The following is a 14,109-nucleotide window of genomic DNA, read 5'->3' on the forward strand; positions in this document are numbered from 1 at the left end:
CAGGGCGAATCCCTTGATGCGATTCTTCCGGAAGCGTTTGCCGTTGTGCGTGAAGCGTCCCGGCGGGTGATGGGGATGCGTCACTTCGATGTGCAGATGATCGGTGGTATCACCCTGCATGAAGGTAAAGTGGCAGAGATGCGTACCGGTGAGGGTAAAACCCTGGTGGCGACACTGCCGGTCTATCTTAATGCGCTGGCTGGACGGGGGGTGCATGTTGTCACCGTCAACGACTATCTGGCAAGCCGTGATGCGGAGTGGATGCGTCCGCTGTATGAGTTTCTGGGGCTGAGCGTGGGTGTGGTGTTGTCGGGTCAGGACCCGCAGACTAAGCGCGACGCTTACCATGCTGATATTACTTACGGTACTAACAACGAGTTTGGTTTTGATTATCTGCGCGACAATATGGCGTTCAGCGTAGAGGATAAAGTGCAGCGTGACTTCTACTTCTCCGTTGTGGATGAGGTTGACTCCATCCTTATTGATGAAGCGCGTACACCACTGATTATATCGGGTGCCGCAGAGGACAGCTCAGAGATGTATCGGCGCATGAATACGCTGATCCCTGCGCTGGAAAAATATGAAGGTGAAATCGATCCCAAGAGCTCGGAAGAGATCGATGGTGACTTTGCCGTTGATGAAAAAAACCGTACCGTTGAACTGACTGAACGTGGACATCAGCGTATTGAAGATATGCTGGCCAAAGAGGGAATTCTGGGTGAGGGTGAAAGTCTCTACGCGCCGCAGAATCTGAGCCTGCTTCATCATGTGCTGGCCGCATTGCGGGCGCATAACTTGTTTCAGCGGGATGTGGATTACATCATTCAGGATGATCAGGTGGTTATCGTCGATGAGCATACCGGGCGTATTATGCCGGGTCGTCGCTGGTCTGAAGGCTTACATCAGGCGGTGGAGGCGAAAGAGGGCGTCCATATCAATCAGGAAAGCCAGACTCTCGCGTCGACAACTTTCCAGAACTATTTCCGTCTGTATGAAAAACTCTCCGGTATGACCGGTACCGCAGATACTGAGGCGTTCGAGCTTAACCAGATCTACGGTCTGGATGTTGTGGTTATCCCAACCAACGTGCCGGTTGCCCGTATCGACTACAACGATCTGGTATTTCTCACCATTGAGGAGAAATACGAGGCGATCCTGAAAGAGATAGAACACTGTGTTGAGGAAAAACGTCCGGTGCTGGTAGGTACTGCCTCGGTTGAGTCCTCAGAACTGATCTCTGCTTTTCTGAAAAAGAAAAAGCTGCCTCATAATGTATTGAACGCCAAGAATCACGGTAAAGAAGCCGGTATTATCGCTGATGCGGGCCGTGCCGGAGCGGTGACAATTGCGACCAATATGGCCGGTCGTGGTACCGATATCGTGCTCGGCGGTAAGTTCGAGTCGGTTCTTGAAGGGCTGGAAAATCCGACTGAGGAGCAAATTGCTGCCGCTAAAGCAGAGTGGCAGGCGCGCCATGATGCAGTGCTTGAAGCGGGTGGTCTGCATATTATCGGTACGGAACGTCATGAGTCACGCCGTATTGATAATCAGTTGCGGGGTCGTGCCGGTCGCCAGGGTGATAACGGCTCGTCCCGTTTCTTCCTGTCACTGGAAGATGATCTGATGCGCATCTTTGCGTCCGACCGGGTGCGTCAGTTTATGAAAGCCCTGGGGATGGAGAAGGGGGAGGCAATCGAGCATAAGATGGTCTCCAATGCGATTGAGAAAGCCCAGCGTAAAGTTGAAGGCCGCAACTACGATATCCGTAAGCAGCTGCTGGAATATGATGATGTCGCCAACGATCAGCGTCGTGCGGTCTATGATCAGCGTAACGAATTGATGGCCACCAATGATATTTCCGAAACCATTGAGGCGGTGCGTGCTGAGGTGGTGGATAATGCGATTAGTGATTATATCAAGCCACAGAGCCTGGAAGAGCAGTGGGATATCCCCGGTCTGGAAAAACATCTGCAGTCTGAGTTTGGTCTGGAAATGCCGATACAAGAATGGCTGGATAAAGATGATACGCTCCATGAAGAGTCCCTGCGTGAACGCATTTTGCGGGATATTGTTGAAGACTATCAGGCCAAAGCCGCTATCGTTGGCGTAGAAAATATGCGCCTGTTCGAGAAACAGGTGATGCTGCAGGTGCTGGATACGCTGTGGAAAGAGCATCTGCAATCGATGGATATGCTGCGTCAGGGTATTCACCTGCGTGGCTATGCGCAAAAAAACCCCAAGCAGGAGTATAAGCGTGAATCCTTTATCCTGTTTGAGCAGCTGCTGGAGAATATTAAGACCGATGTGATTAAGATTCTCAGTCACGTTCAGGTGCGCCAGCCAGAAGAGATAGAAGAGATGGAGCGTCTCCGACGTGAACAGGCAGCTCAGCAGCAGATGAATTTTCAGCATGCTGAATCCTCTGCACTGGGGGCAGAAGAATCTGGCGCTGATAATGACGAGGTTGCTGGCGTGGAACCTTTTGTGCGGGAAGGAAAGAAAGTGGGCCGTAATGATCCCTGCCCCTGCGGTTCTGGTAAAAAGTATAAGCAGTGTCACGGTAAGCTGAGCTGAAGTCAGCAGCGGAATACTGAAAGCATGCCTTTTCTAAGGTGAAATTTTTATTGTTTTACCCTGATTTGGCTATTGATTAACACAGAGAAAGCAGCGAAGCTGCTTTCTTTTTTTCTATCGATTGAAGATAAGATTAAGGAGTCTGTAATGGCGGTAGGTCCCGGCACGCTTCCAACGCTGCACCCGGTTGCAGGTTTTCGAATAGGCACCACTTCTGCCGGCGTTAAAAAGCCTGGCCGGAAAGACCTGGTTCTCATGGAGCTGGCCGCAGGTGCCAGCGCCGCAGGCGTTTTCACCCTGAATCAGTTTTGCGCTGCTCCTGTCAGAATTTGTAAAACGCACCTGCAACAGGGGATGCCATCCTATCTGATCATCAATACCGGTAATGCCAATGCCGGCACCGGTAAAGAGGGTTATCAGGACGCGCTGGATGTCTGTCAGGCGGTAGCTGATCAGGCTGGTGTAACGGTTGCTCAGATTTTGCCATTCTCGACCGGTGTTATCGGTGAAAAACTGCCTAAAGAGCGCATTATCGCTGCAGTTCCCGCGGCTTTTGATGCTCTTGCGGATAATGGCTGGCTGGAAGCGGCGAGCGGTATTATGACCACCGATACCCGGCCAAAAGCCTATTCGATGCAGCTGGAGTATCAGGGGCAGGTTATTACCCTCACCGGTATCTCTAAAGGCGCGGGTATGATTAAGCCCAATATGGCAACCATGCTGGCCTATATTGCAACGGATGCTAAGGTTGAGCCTGTGCTGCTGCAATCGCTGTTAAGCCGTGCGGCAGACCAGTCATTCAACCGGATTACTATTGATGGTGATACCTCTACCAATGATTCCTGCATTCTGGTGGCGACCGGCGCCAGTGGTGTTGAGGTTACTGAGGACAATGCCGAGCTTCTGGCTCAGTTCAGTGAAGCTGTGGATAAAACATTGCTTGAGTTGGCTCAGGCGATCATCCGTGATGGTGAAGGTGCTACCAAGTTCGTTACTATCAGTGTTGAACAGGCCGCCAGTTCTGCAGAAGCACTGAAAACGGCCTACGCAGTCGCTCATTCGCCACTGGTTAAAACCGCGCTGTTTGCCAGTGACCCTAACTGGGGCCGGATACTGGCTGCTGTCGGTTATGCGGGTATCGATAATCTGGATGTTGATACGCTGCAGATCTGGCTGGGCGAGGCCTGCATCGTTGAAAACGGTGGCCGTGCTGCCAGTTATACTGAAGCGGCAGGTCAGGCAGTGATGAGTCGTGAGGAGATTACCATCCGTATTATCCTTAATCGTGGCGATAAGCAGGAAACGGTCTGGACCACTGATCTTAGTAAGGATTATGTTGCGATCAATGCTGACTATCGTTCCTGATCAGATTATAGCCAACCGATAGTGTTGGCTGGGAATAGGTTTTGTCCAGACTAATCCATGTCGCGGCAGCGGCTATCTTCAATGAATCCGGTGAGTTGCTTCTGGCGCTGCGCGATAAAGCGCAGCATCAGGGTGGCTTGTGGGAGTTTCCCGGTGGCAAGGTTGAACCTGGCGAAGATGTACGTAGCGCGCTAGCCAGAGAACTTCTGGAGGAGCTGGGGATTACCATTGACCAGTCTGCCACTTCACCACTTATCCAGGTTCCCTATCATTATCCCGATAAATCGGTATTGCTGGATGTGTTTCGGGTAAACCGCTTCAGTGGCGAGGCGTATGGGCGGGAAGGGCAGCCGCTTAACTGGGTTAAGCTTAACGAACTGAGCGCTTATCAGTTTCCGGCAGCGAACAAACCGATTGTCAGCGCACTGTTGTTACCGAATGCGTTAGCGATCACTCCCCGGTTACAGCCTGAGCAGTACAGCGGATTTATCACTAAAGCGCTTCAACAGGGCGCTCAGGCGCTGATGTTGCGGGCTAAGCATCTGAGTGAGATTGAGCAGTTAAGCCTCTATCAGCAATTGTCTGAGACCTTTCCTGAGTTGTTGATACTATGGAATGGTGCGATTGAGGCTGCCAATCGCGCTGCAGTGTCAGGTCTTCACTTGAGTTCAGACAGGCTGATGCAACTGGACAGTCGCGAACAGTTCAGGGGGCACTGGCTGGGTGCTTCCTGTCACAATGTAGAACAGATTCGCCATGCCGAGCAGGTTGGCGTGGATTATATTACCCTCTCGCCGGTGCAAAAAACTTCAAGTCATCCCGAGGTTGTCCCGATGGGCTGGGATGAGTATGAACGTTTGGCGAATGAATCCTCTCTGCCTGTTTATGCGCTGGGCGGAGTTTTAATGGATGATCTTGAACGAGCAATCTTGGCAGGTGGACAGGGGATAGCGGCGATAAGCTGTTTTTGTTGAGCTTATTCACCCTGGAAGTGTCACCAGAGCGGGTACTGCTTTGAGTGGTCTTCTGGGTAGTGGGCCTTAAAGAGGCATTTTACCGCAGAGGACATAGAGGGCGCGGAGAAGAGCTGTTATCAGAAATTCTCGATGCCTTCGTAACAGGCCTTTTAGTATGCGGCTGAATAAATCTTTAGCGGCACGACCAAAGGGCATCCTAATGTTTCTTCTGCGAAGATATTTTCCCTGTTAAGAGCCCCTTGTCGGGTCGATGAAACAATTTTACCAGAAAGGGTAATCAAGCGGCTTTTCCCGGTGAACTCTGTGGTGAAACCGCTCATAAATAAAACAATTAACCTCCGGGCCCCCGCAGCGCTCATGTAATCAGTGTAGCGGCCGGTCCAGGTAATCTGCGCTTTCACTGTCCTCAAAGCTACTGCTGTAGTCATCCATGCTGGGCTCCGCAGGGATCTGATACTCTTCGGATGCCCAGGCACCCAGATCAATCATCTTGCAGCGCTCACTGCAAAATGGTCTGAACAGGTTATCGCTGCTCCATTCCTGCTCTTTACCGCAGGTGGGGCATGCAACCAGGGGCTTTTTCTTCTGAGGATTGTTAGCCAAGATCGGACTCCCGTTCCTGTTTTGCTTTATCCAGGAACTTCTTATGTAACTGTTCTACCAGCGGTGTGAGTGCGTCTACTGAACCACTGTTATCGATCAGATCATCTGCTTTAATGATGCGTTGATCACGGCTTATCTGTGCTGCAATAATCGCTTTGACCTGTTCGGTATCGGTACTGTCTCGTGCTACGGTGCGACTGATCTGCGTTGCTTCATCTACATCAACCACCACAATATGGTTAACCAGCAGGTGCTGATCTGTTTCCAGTAGCAGTGGAGAGGCCAGAATAGCATATTCTGAGTCTGACTGATCCAGTTTCAGCAGAATACGGTCTCTGATCAGCGGGTGAAGCAGCTGCTCCAGCCAGTCCCGTTGGGCAGGTGTTTCAAAAACGATTTTCCGCAAAGCTTTACGATCCAACTGGCCATCGGCGAGTAAAATCTCACTGCCAAACCTTAGGGTAATTTTATCCAGCGCCGGTTCCCCTGGCTCAACCACCTCACGGGCAACCTGATCTGCATCAATCACGGTTATCGCCATTTGCTCAAAGAGTTTGGATACGGCTGATTTGCCACTGCCAATGCCGCCAGTCAGTCCTACTACAAACATAAAATTATCTCATTTTAATCGCTTATGAAACTGGCCGTTTATCAGATGTTGAGTAACTGCAGATACCAGCCGGTAAGATCATCACCCCACAACAGGGCGACCCAGCCTGCACCTGCCAGATAGGGGCCGAATGGGATTGGCGTTTGTGACTCGTGCCGATTAAATATAATCATCAAACCACCGACTATTGCGCCAATCAGCGATGAGGTCAGAATAATCAGAGGCAGCATATCCGCTCCCGTCCATGCTCCCAAGGCGGCCAGTAGTTTAAAGTCACCATAGCCCATCCCCTCTTTGCCGGTGACTAGTTTAAACAGCCAGAATACAGACCAGAGCGAGAGGTAGCCAAAAACTGCTCCCCATAGAGCGGAGGGAAGGGTAGTGAAATAGCCGAAACTATTCAGTATCAGGCCGATCCAGAGCAGCGGCAGGGTGATTTTATCCGGCAACAGCTGATGATCGATATCGATAGCGGTGAGTGTGATCAGGCACCAGCTAAAGAAAACAATGCCAAAAGCGATCGGGTTAAAACCGAACTGCCAGACGATAAAACCTGATATCACTGCAGTAATCAGCTCAATCAGCGGATAGCGCAACGAGATGCTGGTTTTACAGCTGCTGCACTTTCCGCCCAGAATCAGACAATAGCTGATGAGCGGAATATTTTCATACCAGCGGATCAGGTGGCCACAGTTGGGGCAGGTTGAGGCGGGTTGGGCAAGGTTGAAGGGGGTGGAAGGCTCTGCGGGTGTTTCCTGTGCCTCCGGAACTCTTACTTCAGCCGCTTCAGCTGCCATCAACTGCCATTCCCGCTCCATCATCAGCGGTAGCCTGTGAATAACCACATTGAGAAAACTGCCTACCATCAGTGCGAAAACAAAGGTCAGTGAGAGCGATAACCAGATATTGGCTTCAATCAATTCGAACATCATAGTATCTAGGTTTTCTCAGTCAGTGCTTACAGCTTTGTGCATCAGACTACATTCCCCAGCTGGAAGATCGGCAGGTACATGGCGATAACCAGACCACCCACCAGAATACCCAGAATCGCCATGATCATCGGCTCGATCAGGGTTGAGAGATTGTCAACGGCGTTATCCACCTCCTCCTCATAGTAGCTGGCAACTTTATCGAGCATCATCTCAAGGGAGCCCGCCTCTTCACCGATGGCGATCATCTGAGTAGCCATCGCCGGAAACAGTCCAGTCATGATGACGGCGTTTTGCAGTGATTGCCCGGTAGAAACGCCGTTCTTGATCTGCATAATCGCCTTTTCGTAGACCACATTACCGGAAGCGCCCGCTGCAGAGTCCAGAGCATCGACCAGAGGGACACCAGCGGCAAAGGTGGTGGCCAGGGTTCGGGCAAATCGGGCAATAGCGGAATTATGTAGAACCTGTCCGATAATAGGAAGTTTCAGCACGGTACGATCGAGCCATTCCCTGAAATTCTGTGATTTTTCATGGGCCTTAGTAAAGGCAAAACCAGCGACCACAATCGCAATCAATGCTATAAACCACCAGTCCTGTGCTATTTTCGACAGGCCAACAACAAACAGGGTGAAGGCGGGCAGATCGGCGCCGAAGCTGGAGAATACACTTTCAAACTGGGGGACTACCTTGATCAAAAGAATGGCGGACACTACCAGACCGATGACAATTACCGCAATAGGATAGGTAAGGGCTTTCTTGATCTTCTTTTTAAGGGTCTCCATTTTTTCTTTATAGGTAGCGATCCGGTCCAACATGGTTTCCAGTGAGCCGGAGCTTTCACCTGCATGGACCAGGTTGCAGTACAAATTATCAAAATACTTAGGATGGCGCTCCAGGGCTTTGGCAAAGTTGGTACCGCCACTGACATCGTTTTTCAGATCGTATATGACCTGTTTCATCTTCTGCTTTTCGATACCGTTAGCAACAATATCAAAGCCCTGTAGCAGCGGCACCCCTGATTTTAGCATGGTGGCTGTCTGGCGGGTAAACAGGGCAATATCCAGTGGTTTGATTGGCTTATTATGGTTGCTAAACATGCTGTAGCTCTGTTTACGAACCTTTTTGGGCATAATCCCCTGCTTGCGCAGCATCGCTTTGGCTTCGGCGAGATTTTCAGCGTTAATCGCCCCTTTGCTGGCATTACCGCTCTTATCTTTACCTTCCCAGTTAAAGGTGAGGGGCGTTTTGTTTGCTGCTTTCTTAGCCATCCGGTTGTTTCCGTATTACAGGTTTAGAATCTTTTAATAATCAGTCTGACAAGCCGCGGTTTACAATTTTATAACCCGGTTCATCTCTTCCAGGCTGGTAACGCCCTGGATTACTTTACGCAGGCCTGACTGTCTGAGAGAGCGGAACCCCTGCTGCTTTGCGGTTGCCAGAATATCCAGGGATGATCCATTGTCCATGATCACCTGTGCTATTTCCGGGGTCATCGCCATGGTTTCATAGACACCGACCCGACCTTTATAACCCTTATTGCATTTATTGCATCCTTCAGGGTTATGCTCAAACAGATTTAACCCGGCGCTAATCTGTGCTGGGGTAAAGCCCTCTTCCAGTAGTGTAGCTTCAGGAATGGTGGCAGGTTTTTTACATGCGCTGCACAGTCTTCTTCCCAGCCGCTGGGCAATAATCATAGACACAGAGGTGGCAATATTAAAGGCCGGAACTCCCATATTGCGTAGTCGGGTGAGTGTTTCGGCGGCACTGTTGGTATGCAGGGTAGACAGCACCATATGGCCGGTCTGGGCTGCTTTGATAGCGATCTCGGCGGTTTCCAGGTCACGGATCTCACCCACCATCACCACATCAGGGTCCTGACGCAGGAACGAACGCAGCGCCTCAGCGAAAGTGAGTCCCACTTTATTGTTTACATGGACCTGGTTAATTCCCTCCAGGTTGATCTCTACCGGATCTTCTGCGGTGGAGATATTACGTTCAACAGTGTTAAGAATATTCAGACCGGTATAGAGCGAAACGGTTTTACCACTACCGGTAGGACCGGTCACCAGAATCATCCCCTGAGGTTTATGCAGTGTTTGCATAAACAGCTCTTTCTGATCTTCGTCATACCCCAGTGCTTCGATCCCCATCTGCGCACTGGTCGGGTCAAGAATACGCAGTACTACTTTCTCCCCCCAGAGAGTGGGCAGGGTGTTAACCCGGAAGTCGATGGCGCGGTTCTTTGAGATCTTCATCTTGATCCGACCATCCTGGGGTATTCGCCGTTCAGAGATATCCATTTGCGACATTACTTTCAGGCGGGCACAGAGCCTGGAGGCAAGGTTAGAAGGGGGTTTGGCAACTTCCTGCAATATCCCGTCGATACGACAGCGAATACGGTAGGATTTTTCATACGGCTCAAAATGGATATCTGAAGCGCCATTTTTGATCGCATCCAATAGTATCTTGTTGACGAAGCGTACAATGGGCGCATCGTTTGCTGCCTCCTCGCCATTGTCTTCCTGTTGCTCGTTGATGCCTTCATCGATCTCAAGGTTGTCCAGGTCGGCATCTTCAAGACCATCAAGGGCGGAGTTCTGTTCATCAAGGAAGGTGTCGATCAGATGGGAGAGCTTGTCTTCTTCAACGATCACCCCTTCTGTGGTGGTTCCGGTATGAAACTTAAACTCATCCAGTGCCTGAATATTGGTAGGGTCAGAAATCGCCACATAGAGGCGGTTCTCCCGCTTGATCAGCGGCAGGGCATGGTGCTTGGTGATCAGCTTCTCATCTACCAGGCCCTGAGGCAGTGCTTCAATATCGATGACATCGAGATCAAACAGGGGCATGCCGAACTCGTCGGCCGCGGCTGCGGCCGCCCGATAGGCACTCACCAGGCGGTTTTCAATAATATGTGCGATAAAGGGCTTATTGTCCTTGCGGGCTGTTTTCAGGGCGTCCATGGCAACATCGGATGAAAACACACCGTCATTAACCAGTCGTCGTGCCAGACCACTTAGCGGCTGAAAGGGTTGTACGCTCATTATTCAGAGAATCCATTTTTATCTGTTGATATCGGCGACAGAAATGATAGCTTAAGTTGGCGGCCTGAATTTGTATAGCTAAAGCTGTTATCCTTCATCTCTTCTTAGTACAGGCGGCTCTTTTACTCAGGAGTCTAGTGAAAAGTTGTAAAGAATAAGATCTTACCTTTAACCTAAACTGCCTTGTATTATTATCTATTTGTAAAGTAACATCTATCGGTCGGTTTGAGAATCAACAGACGCTTGCTTCAGGTCACTGGACTGCCATAAAAAATAGGTTACTATCTGTATCTGGCTCGTATGGAGCATGGAAGATGGGCCCTAAGGCAAGGGAAAGAGTCGTTCGGAGCAGGGATTGATGATGAATACTTTACTCGCTGGAGAGATAACTAATGAAAAACACTATTAAAAAACAGCAGGGTTTTACCCTGATCGAATTGATGATCGTTGTGGCGATTATCGGTATTCTGGCCGCGATCGCGCTGCCTGCTTATCAAGACTACACAATGAAAGCAAAAATGGCAGAGGTGACCTTGGCGGCAAGTTCTTGTCGAACTACAATTACTGAGAAGTATCAAACCTCTTTGACTGCGCCTGCAGCAGGTAACTGGGGATGTGAATCTAGTACAGCAACCACACAGTATGTCGATAGTATTTCTACCACAGCTAACGGTGCAGTTAGGGTATCAACTAATCTAGTAACCGGTGGTTTTGTATATCTTGAGCCAATGGCTACTTCTACAGCTGTATTAACTGCAGCATCTCTTGGATCAACTGTATTCCAGTGGCGTTGTGGTGGTTCTAGCGCTACTATGCTGAAGTATTTGCCAGGATCTTGTAGTACTGATTACTCTACAGCTCCAACTGGTACTTTTTCTCCTTAATATAGGCTGAAACTTATTAAGGGAGCTTCGAGCTCCCTTTTTGTTATTCAATTATGAACAAGAAAACAATCTTCCTTATCCTGATCGCTATCACCGCAGCAGTCACCTACTATCTCTATGAACAGCCGTTGCCTATTGAAAAGCGAGCTGTGGTTGAAGCGGATCTGGCGGCTCAGCCGGATAAATACCCTGCGACCCCGGTATGGTGGTCAGATGGCGGTATTCTGGCGATCGGTATGCTGCCCCGTGAAGGGGGTGAAAAGCGCAATGACAGTGCCAAAGAGATCTGTCAGATTCTCTGGAAGCATAACGTTAATAAAACCGTAGTTGAGGTGTACGATATCCTGCAGATTCAGAAAAGTGATGAGTGGGAACTGATTGGCGCAGCGGATTGCCGGCGCAAAGCACCATAATTGAAAGCACGGCAATTCAAAGCTCTGTAATTAAAAGCACCGAGAGCAAAAGCTCCGTCATTAAAAGCCGGGTAATTATTCAAATTCAGGCTTTTTTGAGTAAATCAACAGATAGTTTGCAGGGTTGTTACTCAAAGTGAGTACGAGAGTTTTATTGTTATTCTTTCTATATTGGAATCAATAGACCGTTCTGAACATAAAAAATCCGCACAGACAGGCGGATTATTTCTTTCTCTGATAATGATCTGTTGCAGTGCTCAGATAAACCGCATTGACAGATCAACCGCTTTACAATCTTTGGTCAGCAGGCCTATAGAGATGTAGTCCACACCGGTTTCGGCAATGCTTCTCAGGGTGCTTTCATCAATACCACCGGAGGCTTCCAGTTTAGCTGGTGTCGGGTGTTCTTTGTTCTTCTGCACCGCCAGGCGCAGGCCTGCATGATCGAAGTTATCCAGCATGACGATGTCGGCGTTGGCATCCAGCGCCTGTTGCAGCTCTTCAAAGGATTCCACTTCCACTTCTACCGGTTTGCCCGGCTCGTTGCGCTTGGCGGTGGTGATCGCGTTTGCAATTGATCCACAGGCCATTATATGGTTTTCCTTGATCAGAAATGCATCATAGAGGCCGATTCGGTGGTTATAACAGCCGCCGCAGGTGACTGCGTATTTCTGTGCATTGCGTAGCCCAGGAATTGTTTTACGGGTATCCAGCAGCTTCACTCCGGTGCCTTCAACCAGCGACGCATAGTAGGCGCTTATCGTGGCGGTGGCCGACAGCGTTTGCAAAAAGTTAAGCGCGCTGCGCTCGCCTGTGAGCAGTGAACGGGCGGGCCCCTCTAATTCAAACAGAGCCTGATTGGCGGCAACATTGTCACCATCGCTGACCAGCCAGTTGACCCGGACGTTATCATCCACCTGACGGAATACCTCATTGACCCATTCAACACCGCAGATAACCGCATCTTCACGGCTGATTACCCGGGCCTTGGCCTGTTGTTCTGCCGGAATCAGTCGGGCGGTGATATCACCGTCACCGATATCTTCCGCCAGGGCGGTTCGGACGGTAGCGGGGATATCTCTGAGCAGTTGGGTGTTGGCCATAGGGGCTCCGTGTAAAAGTCTTTCGCTATCATTTGTGGTGAATGTGCTGATAGCTTGTCTGCAATGAATGGCGTGGTACTATCAAGGACTGTTTTAATGGCCACACCAAGCCCGGTATTTTAACGGAAAGCCGCTGGGTAAAGTAGTCACTGTTAGAGGAAAAATGACGCAACTTAACGAGATCTTCGGGATAGATGAGGGCTGGCTTTGTGGTGCAGAGCACTGCCCATCGCCGAATTTTAATCAGCGACCTCAGGCGTGTGAGCCGAGCCTGTTGGTGATACACAATATAAGTCTGCCACCGGCCAGGTTTGGTGGTGGCTATATCAAAGACTTTTTTCTTAATCGACTGGATATCAATGCTCATCCCTATTTTGCAACGATTGCAGAATTACAGGTGTCGGCACATCTGTTAATTGAGCGTAGCGGCCATATAGTGCAGTTTGTCGCCTTTGATCAGCGCGCCTGGCACGCAGGACAATCAGTCTATTGTGGTATCGATAACTGTAATGACTTCTCAATCGGTATTGAACTGGAAGGTACTGATACCACGCCATATACCGAACAACAGTATCTGCAACTGGCGAGGGTGGCGGCTGCATTGATTGGTCACTATCCTCAGATGAGGACAGAGCAGATCACTGGCCATTCTGATATTGCGCCGCAACGTAAAACAGACCCCGGTCCGGCATTTAACCGGGACTATTTTTATCGCCTTTTGACGCAGGAGATGCAAGGATGAAGTTTCTGGCAGTGATGCTGTTAATGATGTTGGGCCGTTTTAAGCGACGCCCTCAGCGATTGGTCCGGCTGGCTCAGGCTGCTATTCCCCAGAGTTCACTGCACTGGATGATGCTGATCCTCTATATGGTGGTTCTCGAAATCCTGCTGTTGCAGTTTTTCCGTTGGGAATTTGGCATCATTATTCTGGCGATTGAACTGGTGGCTCTTTACCTCTACCTGGAAAACTGGTCCCCCAGTGATGACCTTACCGGGAAGTATTATAACGACTGGTGCCGGGGGGATTTCCAGGCATCCTGGTTACGGTTGGCCGGCTTGCTTGGTCTTAGCCGCACCGATAATGTCACCGATTGCCAGTCGGCACACTATGCCATTTGTCAGCAATATCTCTATCTCTCGCTCAGCGGTTTTTTTGCTGTATTGTTCTGGTTTGTCCTGTTGGGGATACCTGGCTTATTTCTCGCTTTGTGGGCAGTTTGGCAACTTCAGCATAGGCGCACAAAAAAATTGCTAAGTGTTGCGAAATGGGTTCTCTGGGTGCCCGCCCGGTTGCTGGGGTTTAGTTTTTTCGTCGTCGGCAATGGTGTCAGTGCCTACAGTCAGTTGAATGATGCTCAAATTAAAGATTCAGATATCAGCGACTGGCTCTTCCGGATCGCCCTCGCCGCAATTGGGGAGGAGAGTTATAAGCAATATCACTCGGGCGGGGATTGTAGTACTGACGAGTTCCGTCATCATGGTGCGGAGGAGATTATCAGTCTCAACCGATTGATCCGTCGAGCAGCGATTCTTTGGCTAATTGTCTTTGGCGTGCTAACGATGCTGGGGGTTGAGACGCCGCTTTATTAATCTTGATAGCT

Annotated in this window: 13 protein-coding genes; 7 read left to right on the top strand and 6 right to left on the bottom strand. The window is 49.9% G+C overall.

The window, feature by feature from the left end; translation table 11 throughout:
- From secA to ACQY8X_RS19000, 3 genes are all read left to right on the top strand, one after another.
- The coding region (gene secA, locus ACQY8X_RS18990) for a preprotein translocase subunit SecA (protein WP_428036702.1) at positions 1 to 2,574 on the top strand (2,574 nt) is incomplete at its 5' end.
- Positions 2,575 to 2,721: 147 nt separating this feature from the next.
- Entirely contained in the window at positions 2,722 to 3,939 is a 1,218-nt protein-coding gene (argJ, locus tag ACQY8X_RS18995) for a bifunctional glutamate N-acetyltransferase/amino-acid acetyltransferase ArgJ (RefSeq protein ID WP_428036703.1), read from the top strand.
- A 41-nt stretch (positions 3,940 to 3,980) separates the two neighbouring features.
- Complete coding sequence (locus ACQY8X_RS19000) at positions 3,981 to 4,913, top strand: Nudix family hydrolase (RefSeq protein WP_428036704.1); 933 nt, start codon at positions 3,981 to 3,983, stop codon at positions 4,911 to 4,913.
- Between the two features lie 366 nt (positions 4,914 to 5,279).
- On the opposite strand, the gene yacG is transcribed toward ACQY8X_RS19000, so the two are convergent.
- The 5 genes from yacG to pilB are packed head-to-tail and all read right to left on the bottom strand — an operon-like array spanning position 5,280 to position 10,108.
- Complete coding sequence (gene yacG, locus ACQY8X_RS19005; RefSeq protein WP_428036705.1) at positions 5,280 to 5,519, bottom strand: DNA gyrase inhibitor YacG; 240 nt, start codon at positions 5,517 to 5,519, stop codon at positions 5,280 to 5,282.
- Entirely contained in the window at positions 5,512 to 6,129 is a 618-nt protein-coding gene (coaE, locus tag ACQY8X_RS19010; RefSeq protein ID WP_428036706.1) for a dephospho-CoA kinase, read from the bottom strand. Before coaE ends, yacG begins: the two co-directional genes overlap by 8 nt.
- Positions 6,130 to 6,170: 41 nt before the next feature.
- Positions 6,171 to 7,061 carry a prepilin peptidase gene (locus ACQY8X_RS19015; protein WP_428036707.1) on the bottom strand — a complete coding sequence of 297 codons (891 nt, stop codon included), beginning with the start codon at positions 7,059 to 7,061 and terminating at the stop codon, positions 6,171 to 6,173.
- Positions 7,062 to 7,102: 41 nt separating this feature from the next.
- Positions 7,103 to 8,329 (bottom strand): type II secretion system F family protein, encoded by a 1,227-nt coding sequence (locus tag ACQY8X_RS19020; protein ID WP_428036708.1) that lies wholly within the window; start codon positions 8,327 to 8,329, stop codon positions 7,103 to 7,105.
- 60 nt (positions 8,330 to 8,389) lie between these two features.
- Positions 8,390 to 10,108 carry a type IV-A pilus assembly ATPase PilB gene (gene pilB / locus ACQY8X_RS19025; RefSeq protein WP_428036709.1) on the bottom strand — a complete coding sequence of 573 codons (1,719 nt, stop codon included), beginning with the start codon at positions 10,106 to 10,108 and terminating at the stop codon, positions 8,390 to 8,392.
- A gap of 392 nt (positions 10,109 to 10,500) precedes the next feature.
- On the opposite strand from pilB, the gene ACQY8X_RS19030 reads away from it, so the two are divergent.
- Positions 10,501 to 10,992 (top strand): pilin, encoded by a 492-nt coding sequence (locus ACQY8X_RS19030; protein ID WP_428036710.1) that lies wholly within the window; start codon positions 10,501 to 10,503, stop codon positions 10,990 to 10,992.
- Between the two features lie 53 nt (positions 10,993 to 11,045).
- Positions 11,046 to 11,405, top strand: a complete 360-nt coding sequence (locus tag ACQY8X_RS19035) for a hypothetical protein (protein WP_428036711.1) — start codon at positions 11,046 to 11,048, stop codon at positions 11,403 to 11,405.
- 257 nt (positions 11,406 to 11,662) lie between these two features.
- Here the strand turns inward: ACQY8X_RS19035 and nadC are convergent, their stop codons facing one another.
- On the bottom strand, positions 11,663 to 12,508 hold the full coding sequence (nadC, locus tag ACQY8X_RS19040) for a carboxylating nicotinate-nucleotide diphosphorylase (protein WP_428036712.1): 846 nt from the start codon (positions 12,506 to 12,508) through the stop codon (positions 11,663 to 11,665).
- A 163-nt stretch (positions 12,509 to 12,671) separates the two neighbouring features.
- On the opposite strand from nadC, the gene ampD reads away from it, so the two are divergent.
- Complete coding sequence (ampD, locus tag ACQY8X_RS19045) at positions 12,672 to 13,250, top strand: 1,6-anhydro-N-acetylmuramyl-L-alanine amidase AmpD (RefSeq protein WP_428036713.1); 579 nt, start codon at positions 12,672 to 12,674, stop codon at positions 13,248 to 13,250.
- Positions 13,247 to 14,098: a hypothetical protein gene (locus ACQY8X_RS19050; protein WP_428036714.1), complete on the top strand. Its 852-nt coding sequence runs from the start codon at positions 13,247 to 13,249 to the stop codon at positions 14,096 to 14,098. The genes ampD and ACQY8X_RS19050 overlap by 4 nt, the downstream gene beginning before the upstream one ends.
- The last annotated feature ends 11 nt before the right edge of the window (positions 14,099 to 14,109 follow it).

Source organism: Amphritea sp. (genome assembly GCF_050300915.1).
Taxonomy (GTDB): Bacteria; Pseudomonadota; Gammaproteobacteria; order Pseudomonadales; family Balneatricaceae; genus Amphritea.